Source organism: Catenulispora rubra, assembly GCF_015356825.1.
GTDB lineage: Bacteria > Actinomycetota > Actinomycetes > Streptomycetales > Catenulisporaceae > Catenulispora > Catenulispora rubra.
In genome coordinates, this window is record NZ_JAACYW010000008.1 from 41,350 (window position 1) to 61,227 (window position 19,878).

At 71.0% G+C, this 19,878-nt stretch carries 14 protein-coding genes; 11 read left to right on the forward strand and 3 right to left on the reverse strand.

Annotation, left to right across the window (positions count from 1 at the left end; all coding sequences use genetic code 11):
* Window positions 1–18: 18 nt before the first annotated feature.
* The 7 genes from GWK61_RS04600 to GWK61_RS04630 all read left to right on the forward strand — a co-directional run bounded on the left by GWK61_RS04600 (window position 19) and on the right by GWK61_RS04630 (window position 12,101).
* Window positions 19–210: an MbtH family protein gene (locus GWK61_RS04600; protein ID WP_194905270.1), complete on the forward strand. Its 192-nt coding sequence runs from the start codon at window positions 19–21 to the stop codon at window positions 208–210.
* On the forward strand, window positions 203–1,573 hold the full coding sequence (locus GWK61_RS04605) for an ATP-grasp domain-containing protein (protein WP_194905272.1): 1,371 nt from the start codon (window positions 203–205) through the stop codon (window positions 1,571–1,573). The genes GWK61_RS04600 and GWK61_RS04605 overlap by 8 nt, the downstream gene beginning before the upstream one ends.
* A 24-nt stretch (window positions 1,574–1,597) precedes the next feature.
* Window positions 1,598–4,762, forward strand: a complete 3,165-nt coding sequence (locus tag GWK61_RS04610) for a non-ribosomal peptide synthetase (protein ID WP_194905274.1) — start codon at window positions 1,598–1,600, stop codon at window positions 4,760–4,762.
* 6 nt (window positions 4,763–4,768) lie between these two features.
* A complete protein-coding gene (locus GWK61_RS04615) occupies window positions 4,769–10,405 on the forward strand; it encodes a non-ribosomal peptide synthetase/MFS transporter (RefSeq protein WP_323747404.1) in 5,637 nt (1,878 codons plus the stop codon).
* A gap of 128 nt (window positions 10,406–10,533) precedes the next feature.
* Entirely contained in the window at window positions 10,534–11,055 is a 522-nt protein-coding gene (locus GWK61_RS04620; RefSeq protein WP_194905276.1) for a hypothetical protein, read from the forward strand.
* Between the two features lie 118 nt (window positions 11,056–11,173).
* A complete protein-coding gene (locus GWK61_RS04625; protein WP_194905278.1) occupies window positions 11,174–11,806 on the forward strand; it encodes a hypothetical protein in 633 nt (210 codons plus the stop codon).
* Between the two features lie 10 nt (window positions 11,807–11,816).
* Window positions 11,817–12,101: a hypothetical protein gene (locus GWK61_RS04630; RefSeq protein WP_194905281.1), complete on the forward strand. Its 285-nt coding sequence runs from the start codon at window positions 11,817–11,819 to the stop codon at window positions 12,099–12,101.
* A gap of 67 nt (window positions 12,102–12,168) precedes the next feature.
* Here the strand turns inward: GWK61_RS04630 and GWK61_RS04635 are convergent, their stop codons facing one another.
* From GWK61_RS04635 to GWK61_RS04645, 3 genes are read right to left on the reverse strand one after another with little or no spacing between them, the layout of a single operon-like run.
* The gene (locus GWK61_RS04635) at window positions 12,169–13,146 is read right to left on the reverse strand and encodes an SMP-30/gluconolactonase/LRE family protein (RefSeq protein ID WP_194905283.1); all 978 of its coding nucleotides are present in this window, start codon (window positions 13,144–13,146) and stop codon (window positions 12,169–12,171) included.
* On the reverse strand, window positions 13,146–14,006 hold the full coding sequence (locus tag GWK61_RS04640) for an SDR family oxidoreductase (RefSeq protein ID WP_194905284.1): 861 nt from the start codon (window positions 14,004–14,006) through the stop codon (window positions 13,146–13,148). Before GWK61_RS04640 ends, GWK61_RS04635 begins: the two co-directional genes overlap by 1 nt.
* A 43-nt stretch (window positions 14,007–14,049) precedes the next feature.
* On the reverse strand, window positions 14,050–14,871 hold the full coding sequence (locus GWK61_RS04645; RefSeq protein ID WP_194905286.1) for a hypothetical protein: 822 nt from the start codon (window positions 14,869–14,871) through the stop codon (window positions 14,050–14,052).
* A 1-nt stretch (window position 14,872) separates the two neighbouring features.
* Between GWK61_RS04645 and GWK61_RS04650 the strand changes: the two genes are divergently transcribed.
* The 4 genes from GWK61_RS04650 to GWK61_RS04665 all read left to right on the forward strand — a co-directional run bounded on the left by GWK61_RS04650 (window position 14,873) and on the right by GWK61_RS04665 (window position 19,757).
* Entirely contained in the window at window positions 14,873–15,490 is a 618-nt protein-coding gene (locus tag GWK61_RS04650; protein WP_194905289.1) for a carboxypeptidase regulatory-like domain-containing protein, read from the forward strand.
* 860 nt (window positions 15,491–16,350) lie between these two features.
* Complete coding sequence (locus GWK61_RS04655) at window positions 16,351–17,634, forward strand: PrsW family glutamic-type intramembrane protease (RefSeq protein WP_194905291.1); 1,284 nt, start codon at window positions 16,351–16,353, stop codon at window positions 17,632–17,634.
* Window positions 17,631–18,671 carry a hypothetical protein gene (locus tag GWK61_RS04660; protein WP_194905294.1) on the forward strand — a complete coding sequence of 347 codons (1,041 nt, stop codon included), beginning with the start codon at window positions 17,631–17,633 and terminating at the stop codon, window positions 18,669–18,671. The genes GWK61_RS04655 and GWK61_RS04660 overlap by 4 nt, the downstream gene beginning before the upstream one ends.
* Before the next feature lie 366 nt (window positions 18,672–19,037).
* Entirely contained in the window at window positions 19,038–19,757 is a 720-nt protein-coding gene (locus GWK61_RS04665) for a hypothetical protein (protein WP_194905296.1), read from the forward strand.
* Window positions 19,758–19,878 lie beyond the last annotated feature (121 nt).

Below are 19,878 nucleotides of genomic sequence, written 5' to 3' on the forward strand. Positions count from 1 at the left end.
CTGAAGGAGGCAACCGACATGGACGACTACACGGTCGTGGTGAACGACGAGGAGCAGTATTCGATCTGGGCGGCCGGCCGCTCGCTGCCCGCGGGGTGGCGCGAGGCCGGATTCGCCGGCCCGAAGGAAGCGTGTCTGGCCCACATCGACGAGGTCTGGACCGACATGCGGCCGCTGAGCCTGCGCGAGGCGATGGCCGCCGATGACTGAGTCCGACTGGGCCCCGGGCGGATCGGCGTGGCAGACCGCCGTCGTCATCCTCCGCGAGGCCGGGATCGCCTGGATCCCGCCGTTCGCGGACGCGATCCGGGCCTGCGGCGGCCGCCCGGTGCTGCTGACCGGCGCCCTGACCGACGCCGAGCAGACCGCGCTGGCCGCGCTGGTGGACCGGATCGTGACCGTCGCAGACCCCTACGACGTCGAGGAGTCCGCCGCGGCGATCACCGCCGCGTGCGGCCCGGGCACCCCGCCGACCGGCGTCATCACCTGGTCCGACGCGGCCATCGTGACCGCCGCGCAGACCGCCGCGGCCCTGGGTGTGGCGCGCACCGATCCCAAGGTGCTGGAGCTGGCCCGGAACAAGTACGCGGTGCGGCGTGCGCTGCGCGAGGCCGGCCTGCCGACGCCCGGCTTCGCCCTGATCTCCAGCGCCGACCAGGCCGAGGAGGTAGCGCACGAAGTGGGGCTGCCGGCCATCGTCAAGCCGGTCAACGGCTCCGGCAGTCACATGGTGCGCTGCGTGAACTCGGCCGCCGAACTGGCCGCCGCCTACGAAGAACTCGCCGCGCGGATCCCCGCGGGCCAGCTGGCCGGCAACTACAAACTCGCGCTCGGCTCGATCGATCCGGCCCGGCAGTTCCTGGTCGAGGGCCGGCTGCGGGGACCGGAGGCCAGCGTGGACGTGGTGATCCGGGACGGCGTCGTCGAGGACTTCGGGCTCATCGGGAAGTTCCTGATGGACGACAAGTTCTTCGAGCTCGGCCTGGTGAAGCCGCCGCTGGACCTGGCCGAGGACCGCACCGGGCCGATGGTGGCGGCCGCCTGCGCCGCCGCCACGGCGCTGGGCCTGGACCAGACCGTCGCGCACATCGAAGTCATGGACGACGAGGCGCTCGGGCCGGTCGTCGTGGAGGTGAACCCGGGCCGGCCCGGCGGCGCGCTGGTCGGCCAGATGATCTCGCTGACCACCGGCGTGCACATGGCCGAGGAGGCGGTCGCGGCGGCCACCGGGCTGCCGCGCCCGGAGCGCCGCGACCCGCTGCTGCCGATCCCGATCGCGCTGTGCATGTTCTACCCGACCGGCTCGGGCCGCCTGACGGCGCTGCACGGCGTCGCGGACCTCGAAGCCCACCCGGACGTGCTGGCGGTGGTCACCACGGTGGCGCCCGGCGACGTGCTCAGCGACGAGTACGAGATCTTCGCGGTGAACGCCCTGGTCGCCGGTTACGCCGACCATGAGGACCTGGTCGAGGTCTACCACGAGGGCCGGAACCTGCTCCGCTTCGAGTTCGAGCCGGTGTCTGAACCGGTGTCCGAGCCCGAGCCGGTGATAGCTGGGGTGTGCGATGTCTGAGGTGTGCAATGTCTGAGGTGTGCGATGTCTGAGGTGTGGACCGGGCCGGCGTCCTTCGGCCAGGAGCGGCTGTGGCTGGCCACCCGGCTGGGATCGGACGAGACGATCTACAGCCTGTCGGCCTGGATCCGGCTGCCGGACGGCGCGGATGAGGCGATCGTCACCGCCGCCCTGGCCGCCACGGCCGCGCGGCACGAGACCCTGCGCACCAGCCTGCGCCTGGACGGCGAGCGCCTGCTCCAGGCGGTCCACCCCGCCGCGGCGGTGCGCCTGGCGACGGTGGACCTGTCCGGCCATGACGATCGCTGGCAGGGGATCGCGGACGCCGACGACGCCGACCTGCGGATGCCGTTCCGCCTGGACGAGGCGCCGCTGTGGCGGGCGACGCTGGCGTACACCGATGCCGAACCGGTGCTGATATTCGCGGCCCACCACACCGTCTTCGACGGCGGGTCGGTGCACCTGCTGCAGGCCGAGATCCGCGAGCAGTGCCTGGCCGCGATCGAGGGCCGGCCGGCCGTGCTGCCCGAGCTTCCCATCCAGTACGCCGACTACGCGGCCTGGCAACGCGACACGGTGAGCGGCGCCAAGGCGCAGGCCGAGGCGGACTTCTGGCGCGAGCGTCTCAGTGGCCTGCCGCGGGTCCACAGCCTGCCCACCGACCGGCCGCGTGCCGCCGGGGCCGGCCAGCCCGGGGCAGACCGGCAGTTCACACTGCCGACTGGCGCCGCGGCGGCGGCCGCACACCTGGGTTCCACGCGCCGGGCCAGCGCGTTCATGGTCTTCTTCGCCGCCTACACCGCGCTGCTGCACCGGCTCTCCGGCGCCGACGACATCGTGGTCGGGGTGCAGGTGGCCGGGCGGGAACTGCCGGAGCTGGCGCCGCTGATCGGCATGTTCGTCAACGCCCTGGCGGTGCGGATCGACGCCTCGGGCGACCCGACGTTCGCCGAGCTCGTCGACCGGGTGCGCGAGCGGACGCTGGAGTCCTGGGAGCACCAGGATCTGCCGATCCACCACGTCGCCGAGGCCCTGGGCATCCGTCCCGACGCCGATGTGCAGCCGCTGTACCAGATCGGGATCAACGACATCGGCGATGTCGGGCTCAACCGGTCCAACGGCGTCGCGCGCAACGAGCTCACGCTGGAGATCTCCGAGGACAACGCCCGGCTGGAGTACCGGACCGACCTGTTCGACGCCGCGACCGCGGACCGGATCTGCGAGCGGTTCACCCGGCTGACCGTCGCCGCGCTCGCCGACCCGGACACCCGCCTGTCGCGGCTGCCGGTCGCGGACGAGGCGGAGCGCGCCCTGGTCCTCGACGAGTGGAACGACACGGCGGTCGACTGGGCCGAGACAGGGTACGAATTCGCCGACGCGAACACGGTGTCGGAGGTGATCCGGCGCCGGATGGCCGCGAGCCCGCAGGCGCTCGCGGTCGTCGACGGGGACGTCCGCCTCACCTATGGGGAGCTGCGGGAACGCGTCGAGGAACTGGCCCGGCGGCTGCGGGCGCACGGGGTCGGACCCGAGCGGCCGGTCGCCGTCGCGCTGCCGCGTTCGGCGGACCTGGTGGTCGCGTTCCTGGCCACGCTCAGGGCTGGCGGGGCGTACGTGCCGCTGGATCCGGGGTATCCGCTGGCACGGCTGGCGATGATGCTCCACGACAGCGGGGCCGAAGCGCTGATCACCTCGCGCGCCCACCGGGACGCGTGCCCGCCGGGAGCCGCCCGGGTCGTGCTCGTCGACGAGCCGCGGACGGCGGAGCATGCGACCGCCGCCGAAAATCAGAACACTGACGAGCTCCGGGATCAGAACCCTGACCATCTCGCCTACGTGATCTACACGTCCGGCTCGACCGGCCGGCCCAAGGGCGTGATGGTCGCGCATCGCAGCCTGCTGAATTACGTCCTGTGGTTCAACCGGGAGTACGGGATCGGCGCGGACGACCGCATGCTGGTCTCCTCCTCCCCCAGCTTCGACGCCTTCGGCATCGAGCTCTACCCGGTGCTCGCGGCCGGCGGGACGCTGGTCGTCGCGCCGCCGTCCGGGATGCTGGAGCCGGCCCGGCTGCTCGCGGTGGCCGCCGAGGAGAAGGTGACCGCGCTCGCGCTGGTACCGACCACCCTCAGGCTGCTGCTGGAGCGGTCCGAGCTGAACGAATGCAGTTCCCTGCGACACGTCTTCTGCGGCGGCGAGCAGCTGACCGGTGATCTGGCCGGCGCGCTGGCGGCCCGGACGTCCGCGACGCTGCACAACCTCTACGGCCCGACCGAGGCGACGATCGACGTCGCCAGCCAGCGTGCGGACCCGGAGCAGGCCGGGGCCGTCCCGATCGGGCGTCCGCTGGCCAACGCGCGGCTCTACGTCCTGGCCGAGGACGGCGAACCGACGCCGATCGGCGTCCCCGGGCACCTGCACGCTGGCGGCGTCCCGCTGGCCCGGGGCTATCTGAGCCGTCCCGCTCTGACCGCCGAGGCGTTCGTCCCGGATCCGTTCGGACCGCCGGGCTCCCGGCTCTACCGGACCGGGGATCTGGCACGCTGGCGGGCCGACGGCACGCTGGAATACCTGGGCCGGGTGGACGGCCAGGTCAAACTCAACGGGCTGCGGATCGAGCCCGGCGAGGTGGAGGCCGTGCTGCGGGCCCGGCCCGGCGTGCGCGACGCGGTGGTGCTGGTGCGGGACGGGGCCCTGGTCGCGTACGTCGCCGGCGAGGCCGAGCCGGCGCGGCTGCGCTCGGACCTGCGCGCCGCGCTGCCGGCGCATCTCGTCCCGGCCGCCTTCGTGCCCGTGCCCGTGCTGCCGATGACGCCCAACGGCAAGCTGGACACGGCCGCGCTGCCGGCTCCGGCCGCGCCGGGCGCATCCGGCGGGACGGACCGGGAGTCCGCACCGCCGAGCACGGCCGCCGAGGAACTGGTGGCGGAAGGCTGGACGGAAGTCCTGGGCGTGACCCGGGTCGGGGTCGAGGACGACTTCTTCGATCTGGGCGGCAACTCGTTGTCCGCCGCACGCTTCGTGGCCTGGCTGTCGGCGGCCGTCGAGGCCGACATCCCGATCCACGCGGTGTTCCAGCACCCCACCGTCGGAGACCTGGCGGCCGAGGTCGAGAAGCTGCTCGCCGCCGAGATCGACACCCTGTCCGACGCCGAGGCGGATCGCCTCCTTCATGGAACGGACAGGTGAGACGTCGTGTCCACGACCACTCCCGCGGCCGGGTTGTCCGCCGACAAGCGGGCCCTGCTGGACCAACGGCTGCGCCGGCGGGCGAACACCGCGATCGGCCCGCGCCCCGAGGGCGCCGCGCCGCCTTTGTCGTTCGCGCAGGAGCGCCTGTGGTTCATGGACCAGTTCGCTCCCGGGACCGCCGCGTATCACGTGACGGTGGCGGTGGATGTCGACGGTCCGCTCGATGCCGGGATCCTGGAACGCGCGCTGGCTGCGGTGATCGGGCGGCATGAGAGCCTGCGGATGCGGTTCCCGGTGGGGGACGACGGTCTGCCGACGGTGGTCGTGGACGCCGATCCGGTTGTTTCGCTGCCGGTCCACGTTCCGGCGGCAGGCGAGCCCGGCGCCGATGGAACCGGCGCTGCCGATGGGAATGCTGCTTCCGATGAGGACGCCGCCTCCGATCTGGCCCGCTCCCTGGCCGGCCAGCCCTTCGACCTCGCAGCCGGACCACTCGTGCGCGCCTTCCTGGTCCAGCGCGACGTCCGCTCGCACATCCTGGTGCTCGAAGCCCATCACGCGGTGAGCGACGGCTGGTCCAGCGACCTGTTGGTCGGCGAGATCCTGGACGCCTACGCGGCGCTGAGCGCCGGCGCCGCCTGGACTCCGGAGCCGCTGCCGGTGCAGTACGGCGACTACGCCACGTGGCAGCGCGCGCAGACCGCGACGCTCGCCCGCGACGTTTCCTACTGGCGCACGCAGCTGGCCGACCTGCCGGCGTTGGAGCTGCCCCTGGACCGGGCGCGACCCGCCGTCCAGACGTTCGTCGGCGGCACGTTCCGGTTCCACATCGACGGGGCCCTGACCGACCGGGTGTCCGCGCTCGGCCGGGACCACGGCGCGACGCTGTACATGACCCTGCTCGCTGGCTTCCAGGCCGTGCTGGCCCGGTACAGCGGGCAGCGGGACTTCGCGGTCGGCACTCCGGTCGCCGGTCGCTCCCGGCCGGAGCTCGAAGGGCTGATCGGCATGTTCGTCAACATGCTGACCATGCGGTTCACCGCCGAGAACGATGACGATCCCAGTGTGATGGACCTGCTCGACCGCACCCGCCGTACCGTGCTCGACGCGCTGGCGCACCAGGACGTCCCGTTCGAGCAGATCGTCAACGAGCTGGGGGTGGCGCGCGATGTCAGCCGTCCGCCGTTGTTCCAGGCGGTGTTCGCGCTCCAGAACTTCCAGATCCGCGATCACGCGCCGCAGCGGTCCGATCTGCCGGCGTTGAGCTGGATGCCGTTGGAACTGCCCGCTTCCCGCTGGGATCTGGAACTGCACGCCGCCGAGTCGGCGAACGGCCTGTGGTGCGAGTTCATCTACAACACCGCGTTGTTCGACGCCGCGACCGTGGAACGGTTCAGCACGCACCTGATCACGCTGCTGGCAGACGCGGTCGAGCGCCCCGGGGCCCGGATCTCGGAGCTGGGTCTGCTCCCCGCCGCCGAACGGGAGCTGACCACCACCGACTGGAACGACACGGACACGCCGTTCCCGTCGGAGGCGACGCTCCATGGGCTGATATCAGCACGCTGTCTCGCGAACCCCACCGCCGTCGCAGTGTCCTTTGAAGGCGAGAGCCTGACGTGGCAGGAACTTGGCGAGCGTTCCGGCCGGCTGGCCGGGCGGCTGCGCGAACTCGGCGTGGGTGCGGAGACGCTGGTAGCGGTGTGCGCCGAGCGTTCGCTGGAGCTGGTCGTCGGTTTGTTGGGCGTGCTCCGTGCTGGCGGCGCCTACCTTCCGCTGGATCCGGAGTACCCGGCTCACCGGCTGGCCTTCATGACCGAGGACGCTGGGGCGTCGGTGGTGTTGACGCAGCGTCGGCTGCTTGGGCTGGTGCCGGACTCCGGCGTGCAGGTCATCGTGCTCGATGATCCGGAGCCAGCGCCGACATCCGCGTCTGCCGTCGTCGCGAGCCCGGACACCCAGCCCGACAACGCCGCGTACGTGATCTACACCTCCGGCTCCACCGGCAAGCCCAAGGGCGTGGTCAACAGCCACCGGGGGGTCGTGAACCGGCTCGACTGGATGCAGCGCGCGTTCCCGCTGGGCCCGGACGACGTGGTGCTGCAGAAGACGCCGGCCGGCTTCGACGTGTCGGTCTGGGAGTTCTTCTGGCCCCTGATCACCGGCGCGCGCCTGGTCCTGGCCAAGCCGGGGGGCCACAAGGACGCCGGATATCTCAGAGACCTGATCGTCGGGGCAGGCGTCACGACGGCGCACTTCGTGCCGTCGATGCTGGGTGTGTTCCTGGGCCAGGACGGTGTGCAGGACTGCACGTCGCTGCGCCGGGTGGTGTGCAGCGGCGAGGAGTTGCCGCATGCGGCGGCCTCGGAGTTCCTGTCCCGGCTGCCCGAGTGCGAGCTGCACAACCTCTACGGTCCGACCGAGGCGGCGATCGACGTCAGCTCTTGGCGGTGCTCGCCGGAGCGGTTGGCCGGCCGCACGAGCGTTCCGATCGGAGCACCGATCCAGAACCTGCGGCTGTATGTGCTGGACGCGCACGGCGAGCCGATGCCGATCGGGGTTCCCGGCGAGCTGCACATCGGCGGCGTCGGGGTCGCGCGCGGGTACCTGAACCGGCCGGGGCTGACCGCGGACCGGTTCGTCCCGGATCCGTTCGGGCCGCCCGGATCCCGGCTCTACCGGACCGGCGACTCGGCGCGCTGGCGGCCCGACGGCGTCATCGAGTTCCTGGGCCGCCTGGACCACCAGGTGAAGCTGCGCGGGCTGCGCATCGAGCTCGGGGAGATCGAGGCGGCGCTGCGGGCCCGGCCCGGTGTGCGGGACGCCGCGGTGCTGGTGCGCACGGACGTTCCGGGCGACCAGCGGCTGGTCGGGTATGTGGTCGGCGAGGCCGATGCGGCTGATCCGGCTGATCCGGCCGAACTGCGGCGGGCGTTGAAGGAGACGCTGCCGGACTACATGGTGCCCTCGGCGTTCGTCACGCTGGACGCGCTCCCGCTCAGCCCGAACGGCAAGCTCGACCGCGCGGCGCTGCCGGCCCCGGAGCGCGGGGGGACTTCGCAGGCCACGTATGTCGAACCCCGCGAGGGGCTGGAACGCGATATCGCCTCGATCTGGTGTGCCGTCCTCGGGGTCGAACGGGTCGGTGCCGAGGACGACTTCTTCGAACTCGGCGGGCATTCGCTGTCCGCCACCCAGGTCGTCGCCAAGCTGCGCAACTTGCCGTCGGCGCAGCGCCAGGCCGGGGTCATGGACCTGTTCGCCGAGCGCACGGTCCGCGGCCTCGCGGCGCTGATGGCCCGGCCGCAGACCGACGACGGCCCGCGCCGGCTGCTGCACGAGCTGACGCGCCGGAACCGGGCCCGGCCTGCCACCGCGACGTTCCTGTGCGTCCCGTACGGTGGCGGCAGCGCGGCGGTGTACCAGCCGCTGGCCGACGCCCTGCCCGGCGACCACGCGCTGTTCGCGCTGGCGATCCCCGGCCACGACGTCGGGCTCGACGAGGACGGGCTGGCGCTGGACGAACTGGCCGACCGGTGCGTGAAGGAGGCGCTGGAGCGCGTCACGGGGCCGGTCGTCGTCTACGGCCACTGCGGTGTCGGCAGCGCGCTGGCGGTGGAGATCGCCCTGCGCCTGGCGGCGGCCGGCCGCGCGCCGGAGGCCGTCTACATCGGGGCGATGTTCCCGTTCGCCAAGCCGAAGGGGCCGCTGGGATTGGTCGGCCGGATGGAGGGCCGGTTCGGCGCCAACCGCAACCACGCGTCGTGGCTGCGCTCGATGGGCGTCGACATGGACGACGTCGAGCCGGAGCAGGCCGACCGGATCATCCGCAACATGCGGCGGGACGGCACGGCCGCGCAGGAGTACTTCACCGGGTTGCTGGACTCGGCGGTCGAGAAGCTGGCGGCGCCGGTGATCAGCGTGGTCGGGAGCGCCGATCCGGTCACCGAGTACCACCGCGAGCGGTATCGGGAGTGGGGGTTCCTGAGCGACACGATGGCGTTGGCGGTGCTGGACGAGGCCGGGCACTTCTTCTTGAAGTACCGGGCCGGGGAGCTCGCGGCGATCGTCACGTCGGCGCATGTCGAGATCGCGGGGCGGGGCGGTGCTGAGGCCGACTCGGTTGCAGCCGAGCCGCTGCCGCCCGGCACGGCCGGTGCCGCGTCGTCGTCGAACCCTGCGACCGCAAACCCAGCAACGGTCCTCGAAGTGCACCACGACACCGGACCGGACTCCGCCGACCGCGCCGCCGCGCCGAGCGTCCGCCGCTTCCTCGCCGTCGCCGCCGGCCAGCTGGTGTCGCTCACCGGATCTGCGCTGACCGGGTGGGCCATCCCGATCTACGTCTACCTCGCGACCGGATCCATCGGCCGCATGGCGGCGCTGTCGATCCTGGCGCTGGTCCCGAACCTGCTGGTCGGCCCCATCGCCGGCGCGGTCGTGGACCGGACGGACCGCCGGCGGCTCATGCTCATCTTCTCCGCGGCCTCCGCGAGCGGCGAGCTGATCCTCAGTACCCTGCTATGGAGCCATCATCTCGCGGTGTGGCACCTGTACGTCCTGGTGGTCTGGCTGTCGGTGTCGTCGGCGTTCCAGCGCCTGTCGTACCTCTCGGCGATCCCCCAGCTGGTGCCCAAGCGCTTCCTGGGCCACGCCAACGGGGTCGCCCAGCTCACCAACGGCTTCGCGGCCCTGGTCGTCCCGATGCTCGCGGCCGGTCTGATGGCCGCGATCCACCTGTCCGGCATCCTGGTCATCGACATGGTGAGCTACGCGGCCGCGCTCAGCGTCCTGGCACTGGTCCGCTTCCCCGCCACCCTCGGCGCCCACCGCCGCGAACCCCTCCTCACCGAGGTCCGGCACGGCCTGAGCTACTCCTGGGGAAACAAGAAGCTGCGGTCCATGCTGCTGTTCTCGGCCGTCCTCAACATCTTCCTCGCACCGGTCTTCATCCTGGTGGTTCCGCTGGTCCTGGCCTTCGGAAGCCTCACCCAAGTCGGCGTGGTCTCCCTCCTGGAAGCCCTCGGCGCGGTCGGCGGCGCAGCCCTGATCACCGTCTGGGGCGGCCCGCGCCGCCGCCGCATGGCCGGCGCGATGCTGGCCACCCTGGTCCTGTCGGTGTTCTTCCTCGTCACCGGCCTGCACCCGAGCGTGCTGGTCATCGGCCTGGGCGTCTTCGGCACCGCCTTCTGCCTGGAGGTGATCCAGGCGATCTACACCACGATCGTCCAGGTCACCGTCCCCCAGCGCTACCACGGCCGGGTCTTCTCCCTGAACATGATGATCGCCTGGTCCACCCTCCCCCTCGGCTGGATCCTCGCCCCGGCCGTCGCCGACCGCTTCGAATCCCTGATGGCCCCCCACGGCACCCTGGCCTCCTCCCTGGGCACCATCCTCGGCACCGGCAAGGGCCGCGGCATCGGCCTGATGTTCGTGGCGATGGCGCTCGCGGTACTCGTCGCCACGCTGATCGCCATGCGCTTGCGGGTGTTCGCCCACTTCGACGAGGACGCGGCCGAACCCGTGCCGGACGACCTGGTCGGGCTCCGGGAGCGGGAGCGCAGGGCGGCGGAGGCTGCGGTGGAGGCAGTCGCGGAGGGTGCAGTCGCGGAGGGGGAATTCGCCGGCAGCGCGCGCTGAGCGTCGGCCACGAGACGACTCCTCCGGCAGACTCCTACGCCTGGCCTGAGCGCCGATCGGGTTTTCCGCGGGGCCGGTCCGTCAGACACCTGTGGCGGTACACGGCCTGGGATGAGGAGGACACCGCAATGGAGAACGCCATGAACGCGCTGGCGGCCCAGCAGCTCAACCGGATCAAGGTGCTCTGCGACGGCCTGGGGCTCAAGTACCTCGAACTCCCCGACTTCGTCATGGGGGTCGGGATGGTCGTCGGTTTCGGCGAGACCGAGTACGCCTTGCTGTCGATCATGGCGGGGCAGGAGAACCGGATCATGGTCTCCGGCGGGATCGTCAAGGACATCAACCACGACGACATCAACCACGACCGCCTCGCGGCGCTGGAGGCAGCTAACTCGTTCACCCGCGACAACACCTTCTTCCCGGTGTATTTCCACGACGCCGAGGCGGGATGGTCGCTGATCCTGCACCAGACGCACCTGTTGGAAGCGATGCTGGCCGCTCCCGACTACTTCTCGTTGATCGTGCGCACGGTACCCCAGATGGTCACCGAGTACCGGCGCCAGTTGGCCGAGAAGGGCACCGTAATCGGTACCGCGTGGCGCTGGACCCCGGAGGATCACAACCTGCTGCTCATCAAGAGCATCCTCTGACGGCGACATGCGCGGACGGCGCTCGGACCCCAAGCCAGCTTGGAGAGCGTCATGCGGCACTACATAGCAGAACCCTGCGATAGAGTGGCAGCGAGTCTGAGGAGCGGAGCAGGGCGACATGACTGAAGGCCGGTGGGTCGCCGTCGGTGCGATCGCCGCACTCGTCGGCGCCGTCGCGGCACTCGCGACGTGGCTGTGGCCGAACACCGTCCAGCCGGTCGCGAGCGGCACGGGATCGGTGGCGCCGTCGTCCGGCAAGGCGGGCGCAGGCGGCGCAGCCCCGCCGGCGGCCGGCAACTCCAGCCACTCGAGCATCGCCTCGACACCGGCGGCGTTGTACACCAACCGCGCGCTGACCATCGACATCAGCGGCGGGTGCATGTACGGGCTGTCAGCCCTCAACCTCGACAAGCCGAGCGTCCACGTCGGACTGGCCGACCAAAGCGATCTGCTCTACAACTGCGGCGACACGATAAACGGACCGCTGCTGGCCTACTTCTCGCCCAACTACAACAACGAGTTCGCGGCCGCACCGGCACACCCGTCCGCCGCATCCTGCACCCTGGCGATCCAGTCGGCCCCGCTTCAGCAGATGACCATCGATGCCGCCCCGCCCGGGACCGCCTGGTGCGTCATCACGGCGACCGGCCGAATCGCCTGGGTCCGGCTGGATTCCGAGAGCGGCAGAGACGGGCCCAACTATCAGAAGATGACGTTCACGGCGACCGAGTGGCCCGCGCCGTCGTCGTGATGCACCCTGAGTGAGCGCGACCTCCATGGCCGGAAACTACGGCAGCTTCTACCTCAACCCGGCCGGATTCAACGCCGCGACCGGCGCCAAGCTCTGGGAACGCACCGACTTCCTCCTCCAGGACTCGACCGTCGTGACCGCAGGCGGCGAGGCCTTCATGAACGTCGCCTACCGACTCAACCGCGACACCGAGAAATACGCGATCGCCTGCGTGGACGCCACGACCGGAACGACCAAGTGGCTCGCGGACGTGAGAGCCAAGCGGTCGCCGGTACTCGCCACTTCCCCCGGCTGACACGACCCATGGCCTCCAGAACACAGGCGGGTCTGGAGGCCGTCTCGCTGAATCAGTGCTTAGCGAATCACCGCAACGGCAGGTCCTCGACAGTGAAGACCGGGCTCCTGAGCGGGTTGCCATAAAGGAAGGCGTCCAACTGCGAGTTGGTCACCAGCAACCGATCCCCGCTGACCGCGATCCCGGTGGTGGTGTCGGCTCCCGGGTAGGTACGTTCGGCCACGACCGCGCCCCGGGTGTCGTGGTGCGACAGCCGCACCACGGTGACCTCGTTGTTCACGGAACGCGCGATGTAGAGGGTGTTCCCGCGCAGCACCATGCCGTCGTCACTGGGCAGCGCCGGGACGTCGATCTTCCGAACCGTGCCGTCGGCCAGGGTGAGCCGGTAGAGCGCCCCGCTGTACCAGTACCCGATGATCAGGGACTTGCCATCCGGCGTCGCGACGATGCCGTTGCCATTGGACTGCCCGGCCACGTAGTCCGGCAGCCGGTAGGCAACCTGCAACGTCCGCTGCGGCGCACGCCCCGCCGCCGAGGCCCGGACTTCGGCAGCCGGTATCCGGTAGACCACGGCGCGCAGGGAATCGGTGATGTAGACGTCGCCGTTCGGGGTGATCGCCTCGTCGTTGACGAGGGTCTTCTCGCCGGTGTCAGGAACAGTGTAGGAGGCGACGAGCTTGCCGGCCTTGGTGTAGACGAAGAAACGTCCGGTGAAGGCGCCAGCGAGCAGCAGCCGGTCGCCGACGACCTTGACGCCGGTCACTTCAGTGCGACCGTCCTGGCCCGCCGGCAGGAAGGGCTCCAGCGTCTTCACTCCCAGCCGCCCGCGGTAGACCGTGCCGTCCTCGATGCTGCCGGTGTAGATGTGGTCGCCGTCGGTCGCGATGCTTTCCGGGAAGGCGTTCTCGCCGTGGATGGTGAGCGTGTAAGCACCCTGCTGATGACTCCGGGACGTCGCGGCCGTGGTCGTAGCAGTGGCCGGAACCGTGACGGCGGCCAGGGCGGCGGTGGTCGCGGCGAGGGTGACCAGCGTGCGTCGCATCATCACCGCACCGCCTCGGCGATCGCGGCGGCCAGGGAGGTCGTGGGCCGGCCGATCAGGCGGCTCAGGTCGCCGGAGTCGCTGAACATCTCGCCGCGGCCCAGGCCGAGGTCGGCGTCGGCGAGCACGTGCGCGAGATCGGCCGGTATGCCCGCGCCGACCAGCGTCTTCGCGAACTCCTCTACCGGCAGGTCGGTATACGCGATCGGCTGGCCGAGGACGACGGAGACCGTCGAGGCGAGCTCGGGCAGGCTGAACGCCTCGTCGCCGCCGAGCTCGTACACCTTGCCTGCATGGCCTTCGGTGGTCAGCACGACCGCGGCGGCCTCGGCGTAGTCGGCGCGGGACGCGGCGCTGATCCGGCCCTGGCCCACAGCCCCGATGAAGGCGCCGTGCTGGAGGACCGCCGGCAACTGGGAGGTGTAGTTCTCCAGGTACCAGCTGTTGCGCAGCACCACACTGGGAATCGCCTGCTCGCGCAAGTACTCCTCGGTCTCGCGGTGCGTGGCGCCGATGATCGTGGCGGCCGAGTCGGCGCGCGTCGTGCTCGTGTACGCCACCAGCGAGACGCCCGCGGCCTGTGCGGCGTCGACGGCCCGCCGGTGATTGGCCAGGCGTTCCGCCACGGGGACGGAGGCCGAGATCAGCAGCAGCTTCTCGGCCCCGGCGAAGGCCGCCGAAAGGCTCTCCGGGTCGGCGAAGTCGGCCCGCCGCACCACGACTCCGCGATCGGCCAGATCCTTGATCCCGGCGACCTCCCGCCCGGTCGCGATGATCCGCGAGGCCGGCACCCCGCGCCGCAGCAACGCCTCGACGGCGAGCCGGCCCAGCTGTCCCGTGGCTCCGGTGACGACGACTGACATGGACCCGTTCCTCTTTTCCGCCGCGGCCTCCCGCGGCACGCCTTCATGCTGACCTGCGGACTAACCGCTGGGAAGTAGCCACTTTTTGGTAAGGTAGCCACCCGGCGGAAAGAAAACAGGTGGGTGCGATGCCGTCCGCGACGATCGTGACGCAGGCAACATCGACCTCCGCCGCGGCCACGGAGAGATCCGGCGGCACCGCGCTTCTCAACGGTGTTGATCCCCGGCCCCTCGCTCTCCCCGAGTCGGGCACCAGCAGCTGGTCTCCTCGATGCTGGACGACGAGCTGGTCTCCCCGGCCTTCGCCGAGCTGCTGCACTCGCGAACCGAAGGCGTGCCGCTGGCGCTTGAAGAGTCGGTACGGCTTCTGCATGCCCGCTCCGACCTGATCCGGCGGGACGGCGAGTGGATCCGGCGCACCCTCGACGAGATCGACGTGCCGCCTTCGATCCGGGACGCGGTCACCGACCGCGTCGGCCGGCTCAGCGCCGAGGCACAACAGATGCTGCTGGCCGCCGCGGTGCTCGTGGACGCCGAGGCGGAGCCGGTCCTGGCCCATGTCAGTGGTCTGGCTCCGCACGAGGTCGACTCCGCACTGCGCGAGGCGGTTCTCAGTGGCCTGATCGGCGAGGACGAGGCAGGACGCATAGCGTTCCGGCACGTCCTCGCCGCGCGCGCCGTCTATCACCGTGCCGCCGGACCGGATCGCCGGGCCGCACATCGGCGGGCCGCGGCGACGCTGGAGGACAAGCGCCCGGTACCCGTCGCGCGACTGGCCTACCACTACCAGGCCGCGAACGAGATGACGCAGTGGTGCCGGTACGCCGAGCAGGCCGCCGATCTCGCGCTGGCCGCGGGCGACCAACGTGTGGAGCGCGCTGCCGAACGCGGTCTACCCGACCTTCCGCAGCGGCGGCACGAGCTGCGGCATGTACCAGATCGGCGGCTCGATCGCGGCCGGGTTCGGCTTCCCGAGCGGCAACACCGTGGCGCAGGTGCTGCCCGGTTTCGACCAGTGCGGCGGCGACACAGTGTCCTGGCTCACGACGCAGCGGAGCCGCGGCGCGCTGGAGCTGGCGCCGGGCCAGAGCGTCAACGTCCGGGTGACGGTCGACGCCTCGCAGCTCACGGCGCCGGGCAAGTACGCCGCGCTGCCGGTGAAGCTGCACGCGACCGCGCCCCGGTCCTGGGGCGAGGTCAAGGGCACGGTGACCTCGGCCGCGACGGCGGGCAGCGCCGCGAAACCCCTTCCCGGGGCGACGGTGCAGCTGTGCGCGGCCCGCGACGCGGCGTCGGGCACCTGCACGCACCCGAGGTACACGGTCACCACCGACGCGCACGGCGGGTACTCGCTGTGGCTGCCCGGCCGGGGCGAGTCGCTGGCAGTGGTCGCGTCCGGCGCGGGATACGCCGCGCAGAGCAAGGAGGTGGTGATCCGCAGAGGCGGCGTCTTCGACGTCGACTTCTCGTTGGCCACCGCGTGACGGACTGAAGCACTCCGGGTTCCCGGACAACCCCGCCTGCGGGATGGGTTCCCGCACCTCCCGCCCGACGCCTCACCGCCGCGTGTGGCCACCGAGTGGACCCCGTCCACACCACAGGCGGGGGTTGTCCCGGTTCCCTCGTCGCTGTCGGCGGGCTCTGCCAATCAGGTCGGACAGGCGGTGTCAAGTCGCACGAAACCCGGCCACAGCAGCAGCGATCCGACTTGATACCGCCTGGCCGGCCTGATTCCGTTCACGGCGACGACAGCGATGAGGGAACCGGGACGAAGGCGACCAACACTCAGACCGGCGGCGGCGCGCGGGGTTGGTCATCCCTCCGAGCAGAGGCCGCTCGCCGCGCAGGCGCCTGCTCTTGATCTCAGGCACCCACCACACGCGGCAGACGCCCGCCCGCATGACGTGTGCGCAGTGACTCGGACCGCCGCGCGGTCGTGTACGCGAAAACCGGCGGCCGCCAGCGCGAAACGACTCGCACAACCGAACTGCGTCCCCCTGCGAGGTCATCAAACCATGCGCGAAGCCGTAAAAAGCCCTTAAAACCCACAAAACAACCGCACCCGCAACGCCCAGCACCCAGCACCCAACCCACACACAAGACAGTGGCGCCCAGCTTTGACAGCAGGTCAGGCGCCATCGCTTGGCCCGCGTCGCGCTGAGGGGCACGCAGGGGTGCGGCTTCGCGGCCCCGGTGCGCTTCCGTCGCGGGATTCGCGTAGTTCCACGGGTTCGACCAGTCACTGGAGTCCCTAGCGTCGTTCGTGTCCGATCGAGAGCTAGGGGGATCTCATGCCGATCAGGTTGCTACCGCTGGGATTGGCGCGCTGTGCGGTGAGCGCGCGATGACCATGGCGTATTCGCCGCCGCCGCCTCCGGTCGGCATGCCGCCGGCCGCCGCCCTGCGCGCCGCCAAGTCCGGCGTCGACCGTCGGCTGGCGCTGCTCGCGGTGGCGGCTCTGGCGGTGTCGGTGGCCGGGATCGTGTTGCGGGCGTTGCATCTGCTGCCCGCCTCGGCCGCGGTCGGCATCGGGTTCGGGGCGGTGGCGATCAGTTTGCGCATCCTGCTGTTGTTTTCGGCGCGCTCGGCGGCGGCCGCGCACCGGGCCAAGGTGCTCAACCGGGTGTCGCTGGCCGGGCTCGCGGTGTCGGGGGCGGTGCTGGTCGGGACGCTGCCGCGGATCACCAAGGCCGGCGGTATGGGGCCGTTCTTCGGCGACGTGTTCGCGCACGGCTGGACGCTGGCGATCGTGACCGTCGCGGCCGGGTCGGTGCGGACGTTCACGTGGCGGGTGCACCTCGGCGCCGGGCTCACCGGGCTGCTGGCGGTGAGTGCCCTGGTCCGGGTGGTGAACGTGCCGATCTACAACCACTACGGTCCCGACAGCCTGCTGGAGGGCGCGGTGATCGGCCCGGCCATCGAGGAGGTCTTCAAAGCCCTGCTGCTGGTGCTGATCGTGTGGCTGGCCGCGCGCCGCCGTGAGGTGCGTCCGTCGGCGGTGGACATCACGCTGCTGGGCATGTGGGTCGGCGCGGGTTTCGCGCTCTACGAGGACGCGATGTTCGGTCGCGGCGGTGCGCATTTCGGCGGCGCCGCGCCGTTCTCGGTGATCTTCCCGACCCAGGCACAGGTCAGCGGCCTGAACCAGGTCGGGGCCGGACACCTGCTCTACACCGGGGTCGTCGGCCTGGGACTCGGGATCGGCGTGCTCTACCGGCGGCGCTGGCGGTTCGCCTGGCTCGCGGCGCCGGCCGGGCTCCTGGTCGCGTTCGCCGAACACGCCTCGTGGAACGGCAAGGCACTGGCCGGGGACGCGGCGCCGGGGTGGATCGGGTTGCTGTCGGGGGTGACGCTGTGGGGGCGGCTGTCCTCGGTGCTGCTGATCGGCGGCGTCGCGGCGATGGTCGTGGTCGAGTGGCGGCGGGCCACGAAGGCTCCGGCGTTCTGGAACGGTGCGCAGCAGCAGAAGCAGGTGGGTGTTCCGCACTGGCTGTGGCTCACCGCCGCTGAGAGTGGTCGGCGCAGTACGCAGCTGGCTCAGCTTCAGACCAGCGCTCCTCAATCAGTACCGCAATCGGCACCTCAACCCGGTCCGTGGCACTCGGCCCCGTTCGGAGGACAGCGATGAGTTCACTACTCCAGACCATCTTCGACCTCTGGCACAACACCGCCGCGGCACCGAGCGCCAACCAGGCCGACGCGTCGACGGCCGCGGCGACCGGCACTGCCGCCGCAGCACCTGCCCTGACCGCCTCGGCTCCAGCGCCGACCCCGCCCGCTTCGCCGCCTGCCTCATCGGGTTCGCAGTCCGCTGACGCCGGCGCAGGCGGCGGTGCCGATGGTGGCGCTGGTGGCGGCACCGACGCCGGCCCGCAACAGCCCCCGCCGTACCGGCCCATGCCCGACATCATGGCCAGGCCGCCCGGCGGCCTCATCCTCGACGCCGGCCCGGACCCCGACCCGGCCCACTTGCGGGACCCCTACTTCTTCCCGTCCACGCCCGCCGACAGCCTGCCGGGACCGCAGTCCTACGACTCGCCGGACTACGATCCGCGCTTCCAGCACGACCCGAGCGGCGCCCAGCCGCCGGGGCCGGACTGGGCCGTCGGCCTCCAGTGGGACACCACGGCGCCGTCGCCGGGGACGCCTCAGTTCAACGCCCAGACCCCGGGCATGTTCGAGGGCTCCGGCAACTGGCAGTTCGACCCGACCAAGCCCCCGATCCCGCCCAACCCGGCACCGACGCCGCCGCCGCTGCTGAACCAGCCGGGCCCGCAACCGCCGATGGCGCACGTCCAGAGCATGACCCACGTCCAGAGCACGACGCACGTGGAGAGCACGACGCACATGGAGAGCCAGAACTTGACCCCGTCGTTCCACAACAACGCGATCCTCAACCCCGACGGCACCAGCAGCACCCACTACCCGGACGGCACACAGGACGTGCGCGCCCCCGACGGCACCTGCTGGCGCCTGGCCCCGAGCGGCACGGTCACGCAATCGTGGCAGGAGCCCCCGGCGCCGCAGTGGCAGCCGCCGCAGTCCGTGGCGGCGGCGCAACCCGACGGCGGCATGGTCGTCTACCACCCCGACGGCAGCAAGGAGCTGTGGCATGGCGGCACGGCGGTCGCCCGGTTCGACGCGACCGGGCACCCGAGCACGTGAGCTAGCCGCAAGGGCCACCACAAGCCGCCGGCCCGCCGCAGGCAATGACGCCTGCGGCGGGCCGGCGCCACTACCACGCGGCGATGCGGCCTGCTCCGAACACGCCACTCGCCGCCTCCGTGTCCCCGGACGCCAGAAGGCCAGGGAGCCAGCGGACCACGGAGCCAGGGCACCAGGGCACCACGGCGGAGTACTGACATACCGCTCGACCTGTCCAGGCGAGGTGTTCAGGTTCGAGCGGGGCGGCGAACGCCCCGAACGGTGATGCCGCGGCCGACCAGCGCCGCCGCTTTCAGCAGGAGCAAAGCCACAACCCGTCCGTCAGTACCAGGGGCGCAGCCGGTCCGTGGACAGGGGGAGAGCCGCATGGTGTCACTGAAGCCGCAGCCCGTGGAAACCCGTCGCGGGCTGATCTTGATGTGGCTCGGCACCGCGATCTTCTTGATCGCCTTGCCCTTGCCGCTGTTCGGGGCCAAGTTCAACCCGCCAGGCGGCTCCCAAGTACTGGGTGGTCACCGCATCACCGCGTTCGACTTCCACGCGAGCAGCCTGCAGTTCGCCCACGCGGCGCCGGAGTCACGACTGTGGGATCTCATCTTCCTGCTGATCGCGGGCACCCTGCTCAGGACCGCGGTCGTCGTCACAGACCGACTCGGCATCAATGTGTCGAAGGTCGATTCGGTACACGCCGTGGCGAAGGTCATCCACGGTGCCATGGCCAGCATCGTCGCTCTCGGCTGGGTCCTGGTCCTGGGCGGGCTCATCCTCCTGACGAGCACGCCCATCGCGCGCCCCGCCGTGCCGGCGACCGGTGAAGCGGGCATCCTGCCGTCCTTCGAGCATCCGACGTCGACGGCCGTCCCCACCTTCGAAACCCCCTGGTTCACCGTCTCGCTCGGCATCGGGATGGCCGTGCTGGCCGTCGGCATCATCCTGTCGCTGTTGTCGCTGGGAGCCTACGCTCCCCTGTCGATCATGCTCTACATCATCAGCGTGATCGTCCTGGCGATCGTGCACCACCTCTTCCACCAGCCGACGGTCGACTCCGTCTGTCACTGGCTGCAAACCCACCTGCTCGTGACCTGACGACCTGACCCGGTCACAGGGGGAATGGATTCCGCCCCGACGGTCCACCGCATATGCTCTTGTTCTCCCCTCTCTCGGCAATCGCGCCTCGGTCGGGAGCGACCCTTCATTCACGCTTTGA

Excerpts from the sequence above, each read along its gene's own strand:
- GWK61_RS04600 (WP_194905270.1), top strand. The coding sequence starts at position 19 with ATGGACGACTACACGGTCGTGGTGAACGACGAGGAGCAGTATTCGATC.
- GWK61_RS04605 (WP_194905272.1), top strand. The coding sequence starts at position 203 with ATGACTGAGTCCGACTGGGCCCCGGGCGGATCGGCGTGGCAGACCGCC.
- GWK61_RS04610 (WP_194905274.1), top strand. The coding sequence starts at position 1,598 with ATGTCTGAGGTGTGGACCGGGCCGGCGTCCTTCGGCCAGGAGCGGCTG.
- GWK61_RS04620 (WP_194905276.1), top strand. The coding sequence starts at position 10,534 with ATGGAGAACGCCATGAACGCGCTGGCGGCCCAGCAGCTCAACCGGATC.
- GWK61_RS04625 (WP_194905278.1), top strand. The coding sequence starts at position 11,174 with ATGACTGAAGGCCGGTGGGTCGCCGTCGGTGCGATCGCCGCACTCGTC.
- GWK61_RS04635 (WP_194905283.1), bottom strand. The coding sequence starts at position 13,146 with ATGATGCGACGCACGCTGGTCACCCTCGCCGCGACCACCGCCGCCCTG.
- GWK61_RS04640 (WP_194905284.1), bottom strand. The coding sequence starts at position 14,006 with ATGTCAGTCGTCGTCACCGGAGCCACGGGACAGCTGGGCCGGCTCGCC.
- GWK61_RS04655 (WP_194905291.1), top strand. The coding sequence starts at position 16,351 with ATGACCATGGCGTATTCGCCGCCGCCGCCTCCGGTCGGCATGCCGCCG.
- GWK61_RS04660 (WP_194905294.1), top strand. The coding sequence starts at position 17,631 with ATGAGTTCACTACTCCAGACCATCTTCGACCTCTGGCACAACACCGCC.
- GWK61_RS04665 (WP_194905296.1), top strand. The coding sequence starts at position 19,038 with ATGGTGTCACTGAAGCCGCAGCCCGTGGAAACCCGTCGCGGGCTGATC.